The following is a 20,606-nucleotide window of genomic DNA, read 5'->3' as shown; positions in this document are numbered from 1 at the left end:
ACATCATTTTTTCTATATTAGCAATGAGCAGTTACTCATAACTTATTGGTAAGAAAAAATATGCGAGAAAAAGGCAGGATAATTTGCCTTTTTATTCATAATAATCATGTCAATTTCGCTCCAAAATTTTTGTTCTTCACCGTAAGTTACTCATCACTTACTAATAAACTTTCCAGATAGTGAACATCATTGATAATCACCTGCCGTTTTTCCAGTTTAATAACACCATTTTGTTCTAACAAGTTTAATGTTCTTCGTAACGTAACTGGTGACAATCCCAACATACCAGCCAACTCTTTATGTTTTAATGGCAGTAACAAGGTATCCGCAAGAAATTCGACTTTCACATTTCGCAGGCGAAGTAATAATAACAAACTGGCAACCTTGCGAGCCGCATCGGGTTGAGATAATACATGAATAAATTTTGATTTATCACAACTGCTTTCAGAAAGAATATGGACCATATGTGAAAAAACACCTGTGGTGATTTGCGACAAACCATACAAGCGTGAATAGTCAAGAACGCAGAGACTGACAGGGGTAGCGGCAATGGCCTGGGATTGATATACACCAGTATGAACATCTTCGCTATTGACCAACATACCAGGGGATATCACACTCACCAGTTTATTATTTTCGCCATAGATATTCACTGTACCACTACGTAGTGCTATCAGGTGATTAACTGGCTCGCCAATACTGAACAGATTACTACCCATTTTTATTTCTACTTTACGTTGCAGACTGGCAATAAAGAAATCCAAAGGCTGTTCAAACAGATAGTCTTCACATATTTGTGAAAAAGTGCAGTTTTGACACTTAATACATGGCAATTCAGGTGTTTTCATTCGTGCAACGCTATGGTGTTATCTACTCTGAGTAGATAACACCATAGCACGTCACAAGAATAATTATTGATAAAAGCAGACAAATCCTATTTTTATTTACCTGTTAATAGAATAATCACTTAACTTCATCACAGGTGTCAGACACTGGCAGCGGGTACTTGCCTCTGCCAGCAACAGGACTTAAAAGCGATATTTCACGCCGAGAGTACCTTGTGTAGAGGAATAACCTTTATCACCAACTTGCTGAGTAACACTCCCCCACAGATCCACAGACTGAGAAATATGCCCTTCCACGCCAAGTTTCACTTCACCAATGTTGCGAGAACCGGCGCTGTAGGCAGTAACATCATCCATTTTTATCCCCCAGTTGTGGGTATTATGAACCCAGTTGGCTTCAACAAATGGCTGGAACTGTCGACCAGTATCATCATCGAGCTTACTGTGGCCACGTAAATAGCCCCGCATCCCTACCCGGGTGAGCACATTCGTGACGGTTTGCTGATGAACAACCGTTCCATTTTTCTCTTGATGATCATCAACCATCAGGTTAGACCAAATCATTTGCGCCTTTGGCTGAATCCAGGCACTTTGCCGGTCATTACCTGTAACCTGGAAACTATAACCACTTTCAAGAGAAACTATTGCCCCCCTGGATGTATACTTTTCTGACGCAAGTGCTTCCCCATCTACCCGGTTTTCGAAATGGTTATACAATGCCCATGTGTCGAAATAACCGACGGCACGTGTAGTAATATCCTGATACCAGGTAGCATAGGGCCCTACGCTATAACCACTCACACGCCCTTTTGCTGAATAACCAGTAATATCCGAACGAGAGTTACTATCACTATGCCCGTAACCTGCCATGACCCCCAGATACAGGCGGTCACTGGCGGTAAACTGGCGCTGTGTTAAATCGGCGCCAAGTTGCACGACATAACGATTTGACTGGGTTTTCAACTGGCCACTTCTGTCATGAAAACGATTATGCTCACCAACCTGGCGCAACCACATACCAGCGCCATGATCACCAGCACTTTGGTAGCGCGCACCTTCACGATCATTGAGTGTCATAGTGAACAAGGTGTTAGCGGCCTGCTGGTTGGCAAGCCATGCTCCGGCTTCCGGGCGATAAACTGCACTGGAAGAGTTCCCTCCACCGTTATTATCTCCTCCACCTTCGTTACCGCCGTTTCCTTCGTTACCGCCTTCATTACCTTCGTTGCCACCGTCCCCCGGCTCAACCGCTGACGTACTGCTGGTTAAATACCAGCTTTGATCTTTTTTGACTAAATCATAATCATAAGCACCCGCAACAATACGCCCTGATTTGACAAAATCCCCATACGATGTGCCTGCGACACTAACCAGTTCAATCCCTTCAACCGTTTGGGCCCCGCTCCCACCCAGGTTGTTGACTGCCGTTTTCGTGGTTCCTGCCTCGACATCCCCAGTAATAACCAGTTTATCTGTTGCCGAATTATCACCGCCCAGTACCGTATTCAGAGACAATGTCCCGCCATCTCCGGCATAGTTACCATTAATAGTTACTGTCCGGGTCTTGCCATCAGGTATGAATGCCATTGAGCCACTATTATTCAGGCTATTAAGTGAGGAGTTGCCGGTAACATTCCACTGGCTCTGATTATCAATAGCAAGAGAATCAATGGATTGTGTAGCACCATTCAGAACCGAGCCAGACTGGAGAGTTACATCAACCTGATTATTTTCGTCATCAGAGAAAAGATCACCATTCAGCGTGGAGTGACTGGCTGTGACTTTGACTGTACTGTAAAAATCATTACCTTCAGATTCAGTGCTACGTACCTCCAAAGCCTGCTTGTTGCTTCCGGTCACCGTGGAGCCATTCATTGATAAGGTAAGGTGAGTTGCATAGGCATCAATAGCAGGGGCTCCGGTACTCGTGAGCTGTACATTGTCAAAATCAACCGCATTACTCAACGAATCGGAATACCCGCTGGCGTATAACCCTGCGGCACTACCCAGTGTTGATACAGTCGTATTTTTTACTACCATATTGCCAACATAATCCCACAGGCCATATGCATTAGAGCCTGCGGTTGTAACAACCGAATCAGATAATGAGACATCAGACTGCGGGTAAGCCAGGACGCCTGCGGCATTTTCACCATAGGTTGCCACTGTGCTGTTGGTTAACGTAACGCTGCCCCCTTTAGCAGCAAAAGCGCCAATTCCCTGGTCACCATAAGCGCTGATTGCCAGGTTATCTCCCGTGCTATCCGTTTCGCTATACAGTGCATAAGCATCGCTACCACTGGTCTTAAGCGAAGTATTTTTCAGACTGGCAACGCCTTTTTGGGCAGCAATGGCATGAGAGCCATCACCTGTTGTAGCAAAGCTGGCATCAGAAACAGTTAATGATGAATCACTGTCTGCCAGCCAGGCCGCAAAACTTTTATTCCCACGGGTTTGATAACGACCGCCGGTAACATCAATATGGCTACCAACATTCACATCCAGTGCATGAGCTGCATCACCATGGGTTTCAACAGTCGTATTGTTAAGCGCGATATCAGCATAAAGCCCACGAATCCCGGTTGCGTTTTGCGTTGTCACCTGGCTATTGGTGAGTGTTGCCTGCGCTACTACGGTTGTGTTGCTGCCATGGGCGTACAAGCCGGTAGCATCGCCTTGCGCAGCTATTGCTGAGTTGGAAAAACTCGCCTGACTACCCCGGTTAAGCAAAATGGCGGATGTTCCATTTGACGTCATTGTCAAATTATCAGCCTGCAACGCGCTGGATGTCAGGTTAATCCCGGCACCAGAGCCCCCGCTGGTATAGGTTAACTCCACCCCATCCAATTTGATTTGTGCTGCTGATTGACCATTAATCCCCCATGCAGCTCCAGACGCATTACTAATGATTTCACTGTCAGAAATATCCACAACACCTTTTTGAGCAAACACAACCGATGATGAACGGCCTGAACTTTGCAAAATGGCATCTTTCACAACGACTTCGCCATTATTAAGTGCCTGTAACACATTAGTACTGGAGAATGTTGAGTTGAAGACTTCGTCTGGCTCAGTCGTTTCTAAATGACTACCAGTTCCGGAGCTGTACAACGCATAATCGCCACTGGCTTGAGAAGTATATCCACTCGTGACATCCATACTGGTTCCGTCAGAAACCTGCCAGGGTGAATATGAAACAGCGAATGCTGACATAGGGAGTAAATAAATACTACTTAGCAAGTTAATCCCATGGATTAACTGCTTCTTTTTATAACCATCCATAACAGTGTCCTTACACAGGGTCCCCAGGTTTTAGTTTTCCTTCTAAAACACGGCACCATCTATACAGAAATACATTAAGACTAAGAATTAGAAATAATTCTAAAAACTCCGGGCACAGAAAAAATACGAACAAATAAAGAGGGAAATAAAGAACATCAATTAGCAATTCTAATTTATAGCTCAATCATCCGAAATAGAAACCCATACTAATATCGCCATTCCAGTACAGAAAAAAACAGACAAAAATAAGAGTATTCCTCTACCATCAAACAAAAAATCAGAATCAAAAACCAATACTACTGCATCACCATGAAATAAAAGAAATTATTTTCCACAACACAAAAAAATAGACTTATGTCTGTCATTTTCTCCCATAAAAAACAAAATAACCGATAAATAAAAACAAAAATCAAACATTAAAAACACATAAACACCAAAAACAATCAAATTAAATTCATGATTTAACATTTTTGAAACTAAAATACCGAAGCGTTATCCACTTTTTTTAATGGGGTACAGATGGTTTTCTTCAGTGAAAAGTTCTGTGTCAGCATATATTTCTAGCATTCATCTATTAACTAGAAAGTATTCTAGTTTTCAGCTAAGAATACACTTCGCCATTAATTGCATGGATTTACAAAAAAAAACATTGGTGCAATTATATTTACGCGGTGTTGTTCTGGTGTCGGCAATATCTATTCAAGACCTGATGGAATAGCCCGCACAGATATCTTACGAATTATGTATTCAAAATAATGAATGCGTTCTTATATAAACGGAGTTTTAAAATGAAAAAATTGGTGCTGGCTTCAGCGTTATCTGTTCTGTTCGCTTCCCAGGCTTTCGCAGCTTCTGATAACACCATCACTTTCAAAGGTGAAGTTGCTGACGAAACCTGTACTGTTACTGTAAATGGTAACGCCAGCTCTCCGCTGGTACTACTGCCAACTGTAAGCACCTCTGACCTGTCTCAGGCTGCAGACACTGCTGGTCAAACTACTTTTGATATCGCAGTAACTGACTGCCCTGCTGCGCTGGATGGCAAAAATATCTCCACTCGCTTTGCTGGTAACAACGTAAGCACCAACGGTAACCTGGGCAATATCGCAGATGATGCTGCTGCAAACGTAGAAGTTCAGATTCTGGATACTGCTAACGCGGCTATTGACCTGACTTCTGAATTTACTGCAGACGGTGACCTGTCTCTGGCTTCAGGCGAATCTGAAGCAACTGCAACCTACACTGCACAGTACTATGCAACTGCAGCATCTACTGCTGGTGCAGTTGAAGGGACTATGCAATACGCAGTTATTTATGATTAATAATTCATTCCCCCATTATTGATCATTACTTCCTTATGGAAGAATCTGACCAACCATCCCTTCGCTGGTCAGATTTGTCAAGGATGACACCCCTATAAGTTAAATTAAATGTCACAGGATATGTTATGTCATATAAAGGATTATTCCGTGTAGTAATAGTTATCTTTTATTTATTTTCTCTCTTTGTCTATAAAAGTGCTATGGCTACTGTTGTAATGACGGGCTCCCGTATTATCTATCATTCTCAGGATAAATCGGTCGACATTCAATTACGTAACCGTGACAACTTTCCTTATGTTATTCAGGCATGGCTGGATAACGGTGATACTAATTCCACACCAACGACAGGTAAAGCACCTTTTATGGTGACTCCACCGTCTTTTCGCATTGCTGCTAATGCCGGGCAAGTCTTGCGTCTTTCCTATATAGGAAGCCAGAGTCTGCCACAAGACCGTGAGAGTATTTTCTATTTTAACTTTCTACAGATCCCCCCTTCCAATTTGGGTGATGCTCAAAAAAACAAGCTATTGCTAATGATAAAAAACCGCATGAAAGTTTTTTATCGGCCTTCAGCTATTAGTGCCAACCCTAAAAAAATAAGCGAAATGATTGAAGTCACATCAGCAAAAGATGGCATAACGATTAAAAATAACTCCCCATTTTATCTTTCATTGCTGGATGTTTATTTCAATGACTCACGGGCTAAAGGAAAAGCCCCAATGATTGCCCCAATGAGCACAGCGGATATTCCTGTTTCTGGGAATGGCAGCCACACGGGAAAAGTAAAACTTACCTACCTGAATGATTTTGGAGCCAGAGTTAGCAATGAATACGACATCAATCTCTAATAAAAAAAATCACAGCAGGAAGCAATATTTCCTCTTGAGTACTGTCGCATTCTGCCTGCAACTTGCATTCCAGAATAACGCCTGTGCAGAAGAATACCGTTTTGACTCAAAATTATTAACCGGTACTAACTTTGAACATCACCTGGATTTAGATAAATTCAGCCAAAAAGATGTGGCTATTCCTGAAGGGATCCAGTCTGTCGATATTTCATTAAATGGTGAAATACTGGAAACGCAGTTGCCTGTCACCTTTAAGAAAGAGGCTGCAGATTCAAGCTCTGCCTCGCCCTGTCTGGATGCGCAGTTGCGCAAACTATTACAGCTAAAACCTGATACTACGCACCCATTACCAGTTGATGAGTGTGTGTTCGTAGAACAATTGGTAAAGCGTGCCAACTGGCACTTTGAGCCCTCAACACTCACTCTCGAATTTGTGGTTCCACAGGTATCACTTTTTCGCCAACCGCGTGGCTTTATTCCGGTATCTGAATGGGATAGCGGCGAACCGGTCTTATTCGCTCGCCACAGCACAAACTACTACCATACAGAAAATGGTGATAATACCTATAACTACCTGTGGAGCATGGTTAATCTCGGTGCCAATGCAGGTTTATGGCAGGCTCGCCACCAGGCGAACCTGCGCTATATGGATAGCAACCGTGCAGGGAATAGCTACCATTGGAATGCAGTACGCACCTGGGTACAACGCCCTCTCCCGGATATATCCAGTCAATTAAGCCTTGGGGATAACTATACCAGTAGCAGCATGTTTGGCTCCCTGTCTTTCAACGGTGTAAAGCTGGAAACTGACCAGCGCATGTGGCCCCAGGGCAAGCGTGGGTATGCACCTGAAGTTATTGGAACAGCCACAACTAACTCACGAGTTGTCATTAAGCAGCAAGAGCGCGTGATTTATGAAACCACTGTGCCGCCCGGCCCGTTTGTTATTAACGATCTCTATAACACCAAAAGCAATGGCGACCTCCATGTTGATGTGATCGGTGCCGACGGCAGGGTTTCTTCTTTTACTGTTCCTTATGCAGCAGTGCCTGACTCCGTCCGTCCGGGCAATTTCTCTTATGAACTGAGTACAGGGCGCGTACGCAACTACTATTCTGTCGATAACGACTTCTTTGAAGGTGTCTTCCAGTACGGTCTGAATAACAGCCTGACACTGAACTCCGGCATGCGCTATGCACAAAATTACCAGGCATTACTGGGAGGTGGCGTCTGGGCATCAGAAGCAGGTGCAATTGCACTTAATACCACCTGGTCACACGCCAAAGTCGAGCAAGGGAAAAGCACCAGTGGCTGGCGGGCAGAGGTCTCATACAGCAAAACATTCCCAACACGAACCAACCTGGTATTAGCGGCATACCGTTACTCCACCAGTGGTTATCGTGATTTACAGGATGTGTTTGGGATTCGCCGGGAAAATAAAACGGGCTCTGAATGGTATTCAGACACACTTAAGCAACGTAACCGCCTCGCCGCCACCATGAGCCAGAATATGTCTGAATATGGCACGCTGGGTTTTAGTGCCAGTACGACAGACTATTATGGCCCCCGGCCGCGAGTAAGTGAATTGCAACTGAGCTACAGCAATAACTGGCGCAAGCTCAGTTATAACCTGAGTGCCGGCCGCCAGCGGACATCATGGGACAACAGTAATATCTACAGCGTAAATGACGCTGATTACAGCAACAGCAACTACAAACGCACCACCGAAAACGTGTTCTCAGTAAACTTTTCACTGCCACTGGAATGGCGGGATACATCTTCACGCGTGTCAATGGACCTCACCCAGGATAAACACTCACGCACCACCACCACCACATTATCTGGCTCAGCTGGTGAAAATAATAACTTGTCCTACGCCATTTATGGCAGTGCTTCGCAATACCGAAATGGGCAAAGCGGTCATGACACATCCTGGGGTGCAAATCTACAGGACAGAACCTCCGTTGGTGCAGTAAATGCCTCCTGGGCGCAAGGCCAGGGTTATAAGCAATTCGGGATGGGAACCAATGGCACCCTGGCAATCCATGAGAAAGGTGTCACCTATGGCCCGTACGCCAGCGATACCTTTGCCCTGGTACATGCAGATGGCGCTAAAGGGGCAAAAATCCGTAACGGCCAGGGTTCAGAAATTGATGCCTTTGGTAATGCCATACTGCCTTCACTGGTGCCGTACCGTAAAAACCAGGTAAGTCTGGATACCAAAACGATGGATCAGAACGTTGAAGTTAATGGCGGCAGTGAACGCATTGTTCCTTATGCAGGTTCAGTTCCACGTATTGATTTTGAAACGGTTGCTGGTAGCCCGGCGCTGATTACGGCCAGGTTAAGTGATGGAACGCTGGTACCAATGGGTGCAGATGTTATCGATAGCAAAGGTAAAAATATTGGCATGGTGGGGCAAGGCGGCATGGTCTATGCCCGCCTGGCAGAACAAGAAGGTGTACTGAAAGTTCAGTGGGGTGAAGGCAGTGCCAGCCAGTGCGTTATTCAGTATCAATTAAGTAACGATCAGGCAGCGTCACCGCTGGCCCAGTTTGAGAGCATCTGTAAGGGAAGCAAATAATGAAATACTCAGGTCGATACCTGGCGGTGCTACTTTCTGTATGTATCACCCCATTTGCCCAGGCTACATGCATAAAAGTGACAGCCTCCTCACAACTCTCCAGCGCGGCTGTCGGTGCGGGGTATACCGCCTCCTCCTGGAGTGGAGCATGTGCCACCTGCACCGGAAAACTCGAAGTTACACCCATGCTCAGTATTGGTAGCGGGGTTGCTGCACTGCCCAGCGGAACTTTGCTTTCCAGTGCGACAGCCAATTTTCTGACCGCCGGGGTGAAAACCGGTTATAACGCAAACCAGGTGCTGTTTCGCTGTGAAAGTACCGATGCCGATAGCTTATTTGAAATGTATGCCACTAATGGTGGCAGCCCCTACGCCGGTAAATATGAAGTAGAAGATATTGAAGGTGCCTATTATACCTTTGCCAAAAATGTTGCTTTGCGCGTCACTAACCTGAAAACTGGCCTGTATTATTCACGCTACTGGCAATCACGCCAGTTGTCGCCCGGCGACTTATATGATGACGGGAAATATATCTATATTCCAGCGTCAGCATTCAGCGATGCCATGATAGAGATCTTTAAGACCGACCAGATCTCTTATTGGTCAAATGCCAGCAGCCAGTATGCTTTTAATAACCCAACATCCAATGCTTTTGTGGTTTTTAAAGGCCCGGGAATGCTCAATGCAATCACTGATGGTGGCGACAGTGCCTCCCAAAGTGATGGTTTCTATACATACTGGCCAGCAGCCTGGAGTTTATACCAGAACGTGACAGTTGCCCGTGGTGCCATGTGCCTGCTGCGTGATTACACACCACAAATCACTTTCCCATTGATTGGCGCGGCAGAACTGAATAGCGGCATTACCAGCCAGCAGCCTTTTTCCATCACGCTGGACTGCGACCCGGATGCACTTTCTGGGGTAACCGGTGCGTCCTCCAGCCCGAATGTCGCGGTAGGTTTTCTGGTGAATCAGCAAACAGCACTGAATGCTGCTTCCACATTGGGTTTGGTTAATGCCAGCGGTGGTGTCAGTTACTTGCTGGATAACCAGTATGGCGAACAGAATATCGCCAGTGGCGTGGGGATCAAAATCTACGATAAAGCGCTTAATGCTATTAACCTGCTGTCGTCCCGTGCCACTGGCGGGGGAAACAGTGCTGGCTGGTATGCCTACAAAGATATTACTGAATATGCCGCAGATAACGATGACGGTACCGTCAAATATATTGGTGACTTTATTTCGTCTCTGGAAGCTCTTCCAGGCAACCAGGCAACTGCAGGATCCGTCGATGCCCAACTCCAGGTGGTGGTCAGCTTTCAGTAAACTCACCCTGCTGGCTACCCTGTTTATCGCTGGCATAACGCCAGCGATGGCCGTGGTCAGCCCGGATCGTTCCCGGGTGATTCTGAATGAAAATGTGGGTGAAGAATCGTTGTTACTAACCAACAACGATGGCAAACCCTCACTAGTTCAAATGTGGACTGACGACGGAGACCCGCTGTTACCAATAGATAAACTTCAGGTTCCCGTGGTTATTCTGCCTCCGGTATTCAGTATTGAGGGTGGTCAGCAACATGATGTACGGATAAAGCTTCTCCACCCACATACTATGCAAGCAGACCAGGCTGAACGGCTGTACTGGATAAATATTTACCAGGTACCACCCAATACCCAGCTTGCTCGTCCGCCGGCTCGTCAGGTAGTGATGCCCTTACGTATCAGGATGAAGCTTATCATTCGGCCAGACTCGCTGGGAGAGTTACGTCAGGAAGAAGGTGAAAAGATAGATTTCACGATTAAGGATAGTAAACACATTGAATTACAAAACTCTGGGAAACGAGTTATGTCAGTATCAGTGGTAAAAATTAATCATGAAATTCACCACAATATTGTTTTACTACCAGGCGAACACCAGGATATTTCGCTTAACAGCCCGATAAAGTTAAATCAAAAGCATCAGGTTGACTGGTCAGTGATAAGTGATAATGGGGTAAACTGGAACTACCAAAAAATATTCTAAGAATAGTCCATCTATCAACAAGAAACTCATTGTCACACCACAATGAGTTTCTTCACATTCACTATAGCCAGTAGCGTTTTAGGAAAATGACTCTGTCTTTACACCAATATCATCTTTAATATCTTGCGCTTGTTTTATACCACAAGGATAAATACAACACGCACCTAGAATCCACCATCATTAGCTGGGAATGAATGAAGGAAAATTTCAGATGGAACAGAACAAAAAAAATATTAACATAGCATTACTATACAAGTTTAATGTGTTTAATGAATTTTTATATGACTATATTCAAAAATCACACCCGGAAGCCAGCATTAATATTATGACTTTCAAAAACCATAACATCTTGCTGAAGATTATGGAGGTTGACCATATTGATGTAATATTCACAGATTTATCCAGTTGGTTTAGCATGATGAATCACCTGCAGGCGAGCCAGTTAGCTACTGATAAATATCGCCTTGACCAGAGCAGTAAGATCGTGCTGATGCTTCAGGATGCTGAACTTCATGTTATTGATAAAATTAAAAAATTAAATGTCGATATCATTATCAGCATGACTGATGACTCCTATGAGTTGAAACAGGCTCTCGAGCATGTATTCAACCCCTTAAAACACAGCAAATATATTTCAGAATCTATTCTTGAGCTGACTAAAAATACAGACAACACTCAGCAAAAAGAGAAGCTGTCTAAAAACGAATGGGAAGTAATAAAACTTTTCTCCGAAGGATACTCGCTGGTCGAAATCGCTGAACAACGTTCTCGGGCAATTAGTACAATTGCCACACAAAAAACAAGCGCCATGAAAAAACTGAATCTCAAAAACAACAGTGAACTCATGAAGTATGTATATATCAATAGCATTATCTAAAAAATAAAATTTATTCTATGAAAATCAGAAAATTTTATCTATGCGTGCTGGCGTATGTATTCCCCTGCACGCATAGTTATGCAATCTCTCTGGAAGAGGCCGTTCTCGCAGCAAATACATTTAATCCTGAAATGAGTGCAGCACGAAATCAGCATGATGCCGACCAACAGAAAAGAAACCAAGGGTTCGCTGGTTTATTACCAGATATTTCACTTAATGGTTCCTGGTCTCAAACCGACCAGCCTAATGCTTCTTATGCGGCAGGAGTTACCCGGCATAATGCCAGTGTTGATTTGAATCAGTCCCTGTTTGATATGTCTAAATTCGCCGCCTGGAAAAAAGGCGATGCAATCGCTGAGCAGGCTGATGTTCAACTTTTGCAGGCACAACAGAAGTTAATTAAAGATACCGTTATCAGTTACTTTCAGGTAATCCATCGCCGGGCTCTGCTTAATAATAAAAGACAGATAGTGCAGTTGTATCAGCAAAAACTTAACCAGGCAAAAGCCCAACTGGGAATGGGAGATGCCACCCGTCTGGATGTTGCGGATGCACAAGCAAGCCTGGATAAGGCCCAGGCGGATATTGTCAATGCACAAAGCGATCTCGATGACGCGGCAACCGTCTTTTATGGCCAGTCAGGGCGCAGTGCAGATGAAATCGAAGGAAGCACCCTGTCTTGTATTCCAGGAAAGGTACCTGGCACCAAAGCACAGCTGCTTTCTACGGTATTAAATCATAATCTCGATATCCGCAATGCCTGGTTTAGCGTGCGCCAAAGTGAAGCTGATGTTCTTTCAGCCACCGGAGGACACTTACCCGTTGTCCGGCTACAGGCGGGGTACGGAACAAACTGGAGCAGGGCTGAAGACAGCAATGCGCTTGATGAGCTATTCGGTACCACCAGTAAAACCCGGAATACCTCCATATCACTGAATGTGTCGATTCCGCTTTTTTCCGGAGGAAATGCTTTATCTCAGAGTATAGAGGCGGCAAAGCGTCATTCCCAGTCCAAAGATTTACTGGCACTGGCTCAATTACGTGCCACCCAGGATCTGAACACTGCATTAAATGCACGGTCCAGCGGAATGACGCGTCTGGCAGCCAGTTCACGCTTGGTTGATTCAACCAAAGCACGCCTTGATTCAACGCGCTACGGCAAAGAGATTGGTATGCGCACCCTGATTGATGAGCTGGATGCGCTTAATGAATATGCCGCCGCGCTGAATGAAAAGTCAGATGCACAGTTTTCCCTAATACAGGCACAAACCGAGCTGGACAGCACGCTTGGTGAACTGAGTCTCTCTTCCCTGCATAACTACCAATGCACCTCCCGCTAGTCAGGAACTGATTCACTATGTCAGAACAACTTTTTCGCCAACAAGCGATAGATAACAACCGCGCAAAATCTATTGGCTCCGTCGTTCTTTACACTCCGCCATGGCGCTGGCTGGTAATCACTTTTGTCGGTGTTATCGCCATAGCGCTGGTTTCATTACTCACTTTTGGTTCTTATACAAAACGCGAGAGTGCCAAAGGAACACTAGTACCACAAAATGGTGTGATGGATATTGTTGCCACCAATGGCGGTACAGTAACAGAGCTTTTGGTCAAAGAAGGTCAGCAGATTAGGCAAGGTGATAACGTAGCCTCTGTTTCTTCTGAAGTATCGACTTCACTGGGGAAAACCCGGGAAGAGATCTCCCACCAACTGCATGCACAACAACAAGTACTCAAAGATGAACTCAATAACCTTGATGCGCTAAATATCTCTACCTTGCAAGGGCTCAGTGACCGTATTGCCCTGCTTAAAGAGCAGGTTGCACAGTTGCAGTTAATCCACAGGCAGCGAAGAACACAGACAGGTATAGAACAACAGAAGCTCAACAAACTCCAGGCATTACGCCGGGAAGGTTATGCCTCGAATTCTCAAATTGAGCAACAAGACTCTACTCGCCTGGAGTCTGTTGTGCGTATGCAGGACGTCAGCCGGCAGTTGCTGGAGTTAAGACAGCAACTGGCAGAGCTGGAACAGCAAAAAATCGAGCAGCCCATTAACTACCTGAAGCAGAAAAACGATATCTCACAAAAACTGGCGGATGTCGCACAGTCGTTACTGGAAAACGAATCCCGTCGGGCAACCCTTCTTACCGCGCCAGCCGATTCGGTGGTCGGCTCTGTGCTGGTAAAAAAAGGGCAAATGGTAACGGCAGGCCAGACACTGGCTTCACTTCTTCCCAGCAAAGGCAAGCTTCAGGCTCGTGTGATGCTCAGTAGCCGTGCAGTGGGTTTCATTAAAACCGGGCAAAGAGTTGTTTTGCGCTACGAATCTTTCCCGTATCAGAAGTTTGGCCAGCAATACGGCCGGGTAATTGAAGTATCAGAAACGGCCCTGACACCCAAAGATGTTGCCTCAGTTACCGGAGACAATCAGGCCCAGGAGCAATTTTATCAGGTCAAGATTGCTCTTGATAAACAGTCTATCAATGCTTATGGCGATGATTACCGGCTTCACCCGGGAAGCGCTCTCGATGCAGACTTTATCGTTGATAAGCGCCGCCTCTACCAATGGGTTCTGGAACCACTTTACGCTCTTGGCAAACGCTTCTGAATACGGAAATCACCATGGATTTTATTAATAAACTACGTTTCTCCGGGCGTAATACGCTCCCACTATTGCGCCAGACTCAGGCAGCAGAATGTGGCCTGGCCTGTATTGGCATGGTTGCCGGTTATTACGGCAACAAAATGGATATGTTAACACTGCGCAAAAAGTACGCGACCTCACTGAAAGGCAGCACACTGACAGATGTCATTAACCTTGGGAGCCATTTAAATATGGTTTGCCGGGCACTACGCCTTGAAGTTGAAGAGCTTTCACAGCTCCGGTTACCCGCCATTTTGCACTGGGACATGAAACATTATGTGGTACTGGCAGAGGTCAATGGCGATAAGGCAGTTATCCACGACCCTGCTCGTGGGAAACGCATCGTTCGTATGAAAGAAGTGTCCAGTTACTTCACTGGTATCGCTCTGGAGTTAGTCCCGAAAGCTAACTTTGAGAAGAAAGAAGAGAAAGTTTCACTCTCCATGCTAAGACTGATTGGTAACGTAACCGGCGTCAAAGCCGCGTTTATTCAGTTGATGGTGTTGACACTTGCACTGGAGATTTTCGGTATTATTACCCCATTCTATATGCAGTGGGTGCTGGACCAGGTACTCGTCTCAGCCGACTATGATTTGCTGACGTTACTGGGGTGTGCATTTATTATCTCTGTATTACTGCAAAATGGCATCACTGCCCTGCGAACATGGGTAACCACCTGGTTTTCCAGCATGCTCAGCGTACAGTGGTCGAGTAATATTTGCGCCCACCTGCTTAATCTTCCTCAGTTCTGGTTCGAAGACCGCCATATGGGCGACATCGTCTCTCGCTTTGGGTCAATCAACAATATTCAGAGCACCCTGACCACGCGTTTTATTGCATCCGTCTTTGATGGCGTCATGTCTGTAGCTACTTTTGCGATTATCGTGATTTACAACGCTCATTTGGCAATTATCGTCTGCGGGCTTTTCCTCGCCTACAGTACTGTGCGCCTGGTTGCCTTTCGCCCTTTTCGCCAGGCGAACGAAGACCAGATGATTGCCAATGCCGACGTACAAAGCCAGTTGATTGAATCTATTCGGGGTTCTCAGGCAATAATGCTCAATAACCGGCAAAATATGCGTGTTGCCACTTATACCAACGAACTGGTAGAAGCGACAAACAACGGCATTCGTATTCAGCGATTATCAATACTTTTCTCCAGCGTGCAGGGCATTTTATCAGGAGTTGGCCGCATAGTACTTATCTGGCTGGCGGCTCTGGAGGTGATGGACGGGAACTTTACCAGCGGGATGCTGATGTCATTTATTTCGTTTTCTGACCAGTTCATTAGCCGTGCTTCAGGCCTCATCGACGCATTCATTGAATTCCGTATGTTACGCCTGCATGGTGAGCGTTTGTCCGACATCGTGCTTACTGAACGCGAAACGGATATGGAGAATATCAGTAATCACCCACAAGCAAGCCACGCTATTCCGGTGTCTGTTAATAATCTCTCGTTTCGCTACTCCCCTGCAGAACCATGGATTTTGCGTAATGCCAGCCTCCAAATACAGGCCGGTGAGTCTATCGCCATTGTGGGCCCTTCCGGGCAGGGTAAAACCACACTGGCACGGTTATTACTGGGCCTGCTACGCGCAGAAGAAGGCTCAATCTTTATTGATAACGTTGAAAATACCCGCCTGGGCATGACATGGGTACGCCAGCATACCGGCAGCGTTATGCAGGACGACCAGTTATTCGCTGGTTCGATACTCGACAATATCTGCTTCTTTGATGCTGACTTCGATATGGCGCGTGTTGAGGAAGCAGCGAAACTGGCACAAGTACATGACGACATTGTCGCCATGCCTATGGGATATAACAGCCTGGTTGGCGATATGGGCTCAGCCTTGTCTGGTGGCCAGATCCAGCGGTTGTTCCTGGCCAGAGCTTTATATAAACAACCCGCCCTTCTCTTGCTGGATGAAGCAACCAGCCATTTAGATGTTTACCGGGAAAAAGCAATTAATGATGCAATACGCCAGATGGACATTACGCGTATTATTATTGCCCACCGCCCGGAAACGATAATGAGTGCAGACAGAATTTTTGTGGTTGCTAATGGAAAAATAAATGAAGTAGAGAAATCCACCTTATTTTCTGGAGCAAATCCAGCAGTAGAAAAATAGAATAGCTACTATTTTTAATAGTCGGAAGTTATTTTTTGAGCAGTGTAACTTTATAAGATTATTACTTCTATTTTTTCATATTTCTTTCTATAGAAAAATGATTGGCCATGAATAATAATTAACTTGTTCTTACAACACAGTAAGACAATAATCAACAAATAAACATGAGATGATTCTCATTAAATAGTCAGGAAACTACACAATGCGTGAATTAACAATTAATGAAGTAAATGAAGTAGCAGGTGCCGATTTAGGAAGTGCAGTGTATTCAGGTGTGCTTGGGGCAGCTGCCGGATTTACTGGTGGGGCAATTATCGGTGGTGTCCACGGTGGTGACGGTGGCGGCCTGCTGGGTGTCGGTTCCATCGGCCAGGGCGTTGGGATGATTGCTGGTGGGTGCATTGGTCTTGTAACTATGGGTATTTGGGGTACTGCATATGGTTACAACCATGGTCAGGAAGTAGAAAGCATTACAAGCAGTTTCTGGAACAGCGTAATCAATGGTAGCTTCTACCCGGGTACTTCAACTAATAACTCTATCTAAGTTATTTAGTTGATCAAATAAAAGCCTTCACTCTCCCTGCTGAGTGGAGGCTTTTTTCTTGGTAACAGGCTGCATACTTTATTTTACCAGGGCTCATCAAAGCATATATTCTTCAGTTCAAATCAGGGAAGAATCATATGTATGAATTAAAAGATCATGAGTTAACACTGGTCGCTGGTGCGGGTTTTAGCTCTGCCATCTATTCAGGCCTGCTGGCTGGTGTGGCCTCTACCGGTGGTGGTGCTATCATTGGTGGTGTTCACGGTGGTGATGGTGGTGGCCTGCTGGGTATAGGCTCTATTGGGCAATGTGTAGGTATGTGCGCTGGTGGTGCCATTGGTTTAGTCACCGGGAGTATCTATGGTTTTGCCTATGGCTGGGATCATAGTGACGAAGTAGAAAACATCAGCGTTAATTTCTACAAAAATGTTATTAGCGGAAGTTTCTACCCGGGAACATCCACCAATAATACGGTTCACCTCTGAACCTGTAAGCTGTAAGCTGTAATGATTAATTCAATGCCAACCCTCTGTACACTCAAATGGACAGAGGGTTTAATATTAGCATTCATGTTAAACTATTACTTTCTCTTGCTTCATTTATTATTCAGACAAATAGCCTTCTAAAATAAAAACCCCTTTTTCAACTTCAGAAAGCCATCAACCTCAAGTCACTTATACTCAAACAATCTGCTGGTTCTATTAGTGCGAACTGGCGCAGTAATTTACGAGGCGATACTCATTAACACATCACCTCTATAAAAGGCATTACAAGGAAACATACACCTGCCCGCGCGAGGAATCTCTCTGGTATGATATGTAATTGAGTAAAGGCACTGAAAGAGTTTTAGCCATACCTGGTAGCGTTCTCTCAATTTCTGGCCGATTAATAAAGTTCAATATAAAAACTAATGTCAGCCACAGAGTCTGGTTACTTCCACAACTTAACCTCTCCATCAGGTTACGCTTGCGGTTATAAACTGATTTCAGTGTACAGTTGCCTACTGAAGCAATACGTTCAGGTGTCGCAAAATACAAATAGTCACTAATAAATGTGTTTTCTCCATCGCTGAAATGGATATAAGTTTTCTCCCTAGCATCACACATTTTCTGTAACTTATTTACCGATAATAATGCACGGTGCAAAGCATGCTGAAGCACTTCTACGGTGCTATCAAGAGAAATTACACGTGCAGTCAACCGTGGAATAAAACGCTTAATTATGTCACAATAAAAATCCCTGCATAAGATAACATCATAGCTGTTAATGCGTTCTTCCTTCCACTGATCAATATCAGATACTATATCATTTGAATAAATAGCCAATATATTAACCTTTCGCTCTGGCAAGAACCTCATGCTCTTGATAACATTACCAAGAACAACACCCAGAGATAAACTTAAAAAATTATTTTTACAATTCAATTTATAACGCTCAGACATAATAGCATCACTCCAACGCATTCTATTTATAATAACAGGCCATCGAAAAACCAATCACGTATAGCATCACTGCACCACATAACAGAGCAGCATGTGGTAATAAGAAAGGTTAAATATTACTTTATTTGTTTCACATCCATGCTCCATGCATACTTCTGACTTGTCTATTAGCTTGTTCCACACCAGCCGCCAAGCTAAAAGTAAGCATATAACACCGTAAAAACACAAAAAGGTAAACACAAATATCAAATAAATAACTATTTTTATATAGATTAATCCATAACAACAATAAAAATCAGAGTTAAATACTTATAATTAGTAGCGTAGCTATTATCACTCGAACAATGTAGTGTCATTAAAAACTCTGTCAAAAATGGTATTTTACAAAAAATACCAATAATTAAACAATAATTTAACAACAACAAAACAATAAACACTAACTCGTAGTACTGTTTTTATCATCTGAACAAAAACGACCAAAAAAGGTCAATCACCTCAGAAGCACATGAGCAGGTGTGCTCTCTGAGTAATACTCTATTTTTGCAGGGTAATGTTCCTTACTCACAAGTAACAAAATTGATGAAGTTTCTTTATCCAGAGCAAATACACATAAAGAAAGCCCACCCGGAGTCAGGACAGTTCACTCAGATAAACTGCAGAGTTGCAGATGAAACGTATTTCACCACAGTGGCGTATCATCGGCACACTGGCAAAATGATTCCTGCCCGATAATATCGGCTGAACGAAAAAACATCATCATTAATTTCATTTAGATGGGGAAGCAATAACAGAATACTTATATTGAGAGTTATAACCGGACAATGCATTATGACTGACGGAGGCACTATATGCTCTATTCGCTGAATGTATAATACTCACAACCACATAGACTGACGTAACTGGTAGTGCAACAGCCAATCCGGGTTAATGTCACTCATGACTCTCCTGCAAGTGTTTATTTCACTAACAAGCAGTCTGTGCTTTATTTTGACAACAGAGCCAATGAATAAATAGAAACATGGTGAAGAAACATCAAGTCAGCTTGATATAAGGCCCAAGAAAGCAGACGTGTAGCCCTGACACGGGCAATACGTCTCAGGAACACACAACCATTCACTGCACAAACACACTTTCCCGCACATAACGGCGTAACAAACCCTCGCGGATATGGCGGTGAAAACCGTCGTTGTCCACGACTTTGTGCCAGTAAAGGAAGGCTGTGGTTTTCAGGGCAGGTTCCGCCAGGCGCAGTTTCTCCAGCCCGCGGCGTTCAATGACATCACCGGAAAACACGCACACTGAATCGGAATGATTGATCAGAGCCAGCGCGGCACTGGCCGAAGAGGTTTTCAGGGTGCAACGCATATGTTTAATGGTTTCCCCCCAACACTGGCGAATCACCAGGTCCAGTTGCTCGCGGAACATCAGCTCAATCCACGGGTAACGGGCAATATCACGCAAAGTCACGCGCCGCCCGGCCAGCGGGTGCCCGCGACGCACAGTGAAAAAGTGTTCCAGTTCAACCAGTTCACTCACACAAACATTATTGGATAAGCTATTGCACTGCCCAAAGAAGAAATCAATTTTTCCGTCGTTGAGATCCTGAATACACTGGTCATAACGCGTGAAGACTTCAAAAGTAACCTTGCCTTCCAGGCCTTCTTTATGGGCAAAATCATAAAACAGTAACGAGACTTCATCGATATAGACATCATCCGGCACACAAATCCGGTAAGTCTCTTTCATTGGCTGTGGCTCGGTATTGGGCTGGTTTTTATCAAAAATCCCTTCCAGGTCGGCCACCATGATTTCCAGCGTCGGATACAGGCGTTGAGCGAACGGCGTCATCATCATGCCATGGGCAGAACGCACCAGCAGCGGGTCATCAAATACTTCCCTTAAGCGAGCCAGTTGATGGCTTACGGCAGACTGCCCAATAAATAACTGCGTGGCCGCTTTGCTTACCTGCCGGGTTTTCAGCAAAAAATATAATGTGACTAATAAATTGACGTCATATTTAATGACTTTCGCAAGGTTACTTTGCAACATCCTGGTTCTCCCGCT

The 20,606-nt window shown here is 44.7% G+C and carries 15 protein-coding genes; 11 read left to right on the top strand and 4 right to left on the bottom strand.

Features of this window, described 5'->3' with window-relative positions; genetic code table 11:
- Positions 1-146: 146 nt before the first annotated feature.
- The gene (locus DES37_RS16225) at positions 147-848 is read right to left on the bottom strand and encodes a Crp/Fnr family transcriptional regulator (protein ID WP_110026780.1); all 702 of its coding nucleotides are present in this window, start codon (positions 846-848) and stop codon (positions 147-149) included.
- Positions 849-1,028: 180 nt separating this feature from the next.
- On the bottom strand, positions 1,029-4,127 hold the full coding sequence (locus DES37_RS16220; protein ID WP_110026778.1) for an autotransporter outer membrane beta-barrel domain-containing protein: 3,099 nt from the start codon (positions 4,125-4,127) through the stop codon (positions 1,029-1,031).
- Between the two features lie 788 nt (positions 4,128-4,915).
- Between DES37_RS16220 and DES37_RS16215 the strand changes: the two genes are divergently transcribed.
- From DES37_RS16215 to DES37_RS16165, 11 genes are all read left to right on the top strand, one after another.
- Positions 4,916-5,449, top strand: a complete 534-nt coding sequence (locus DES37_RS16215; RefSeq protein ID WP_110026776.1) for a fimbrial protein — start codon at positions 4,916-4,918, stop codon at positions 5,447-5,449.
- A gap of 125 nt (positions 5,450-5,574) precedes the next feature.
- Positions 5,575-6,297, top strand: coding sequence for a fimbria/pilus periplasmic chaperone (locus DES37_RS16210; protein ID WP_110026775.1), 723 nt, complete (start codon positions 5,575-5,577; stop codon positions 6,295-6,297).
- On the top strand, positions 6,275-8,881 hold the full coding sequence (locus DES37_RS16205) for a fimbrial outer membrane usher protein (RefSeq protein ID WP_110026773.1): 2,607 nt from the start codon (positions 6,275-6,277) through the stop codon (positions 8,879-8,881). The genes DES37_RS16210 and DES37_RS16205 overlap by 23 nt, the downstream gene beginning before the upstream one ends.
- Positions 8,881-10,206: a fimbrial usher protein StbD gene (gene stbD / locus DES37_RS16200; RefSeq protein ID WP_110026771.1), complete on the top strand. Its 1,326-nt coding sequence runs from the start codon at positions 8,881-8,883 to the stop codon at positions 10,204-10,206. Before DES37_RS16205 ends, stbD begins: the two co-directional genes overlap by 1 nt.
- Positions 10,172-10,903: a fimbrial biogenesis chaperone gene (locus DES37_RS16195; RefSeq protein ID WP_110026770.1), complete on the top strand. Its 732-nt coding sequence runs from the start codon at positions 10,172-10,174 to the stop codon at positions 10,901-10,903. The genes stbD and DES37_RS16195 overlap by 35 nt, the downstream gene beginning before the upstream one ends.
- A gap of 211 nt (positions 10,904-11,114) precedes the next feature.
- Entirely contained in the window at positions 11,115-11,780 is a 666-nt protein-coding gene (locus tag DES37_RS16190; RefSeq protein WP_170123784.1) for a LuxR C-terminal-related transcriptional regulator, read from the top strand.
- Positions 11,781-11,797: 17 nt separating this feature from the next.
- The gene (locus tag DES37_RS16185) at positions 11,798-13,120 is read left to right on the top strand and encodes a TolC family protein (protein WP_110026766.1); all 1,323 of its coding nucleotides are present in this window, start codon (positions 11,798-11,800) and stop codon (positions 13,118-13,120) included.
- A 17-nt stretch (positions 13,121-13,137) separates the two neighbouring features.
- Positions 13,138-14,391 carry an HlyD family secretion protein gene (locus DES37_RS16180; protein WP_110026764.1) on the top strand — a complete coding sequence of 418 codons (1,254 nt, stop codon included), beginning with the start codon at positions 13,138-13,140 and terminating at the stop codon, positions 14,389-14,391.
- A 14-nt stretch (positions 14,392-14,405) separates the two neighbouring features.
- A complete protein-coding gene (locus DES37_RS16175) occupies positions 14,406-16,556 on the top strand; it encodes a peptidase domain-containing ABC transporter (protein WP_110026763.1) in 2,151 nt (716 codons plus the stop codon).
- A gap of 202 nt (positions 16,557-16,758) precedes the next feature.
- Positions 16,759-17,100 carry a hypothetical protein gene (locus DES37_RS16170; protein WP_110026761.1) on the top strand — a complete coding sequence of 114 codons (342 nt, stop codon included), beginning with the start codon at positions 16,759-16,761 and terminating at the stop codon, positions 17,098-17,100.
- Positions 17,101-17,237: 137 nt separating this feature from the next.
- Positions 17,238-17,585 (top strand): colicin V synthesis protein, encoded by a 348-nt coding sequence (locus DES37_RS16165; RefSeq protein ID WP_245930104.1) that lies wholly within the window; start codon positions 17,238-17,240, stop codon positions 17,583-17,585.
- Positions 17,586-17,867: 282 nt separating this feature from the next.
- On the opposite strand, the gene DES37_RS16160 is transcribed toward DES37_RS16165, so the two are convergent.
- Positions 17,868-18,542, bottom strand: a complete 675-nt coding sequence (locus DES37_RS16160) for a hypothetical protein (protein ID WP_110026760.1) — start codon at positions 18,540-18,542, stop codon at positions 17,868-17,870.
- Between the two features lie 1,113 nt (positions 18,543-19,655).
- Positions 19,656-20,591: a LysR family transcriptional regulator gene (locus tag DES37_RS16155; protein WP_036103225.1), complete on the bottom strand. Its 936-nt coding sequence runs from the start codon at positions 20,589-20,591 to the stop codon at positions 19,656-19,658.
- Positions 20,592-20,606: the final 15 nt, after the last annotated feature.

Source organism: Mangrovibacter plantisponsor (assembly GCF_003182475.1).
Classification (GTDB): domain Bacteria; phylum Pseudomonadota; class Gammaproteobacteria; order Enterobacterales; family Enterobacteriaceae; genus Mangrovibacter; species Mangrovibacter plantisponsor.
This window is presented reverse-complemented; position numbering and strand designations above follow the sequence as displayed.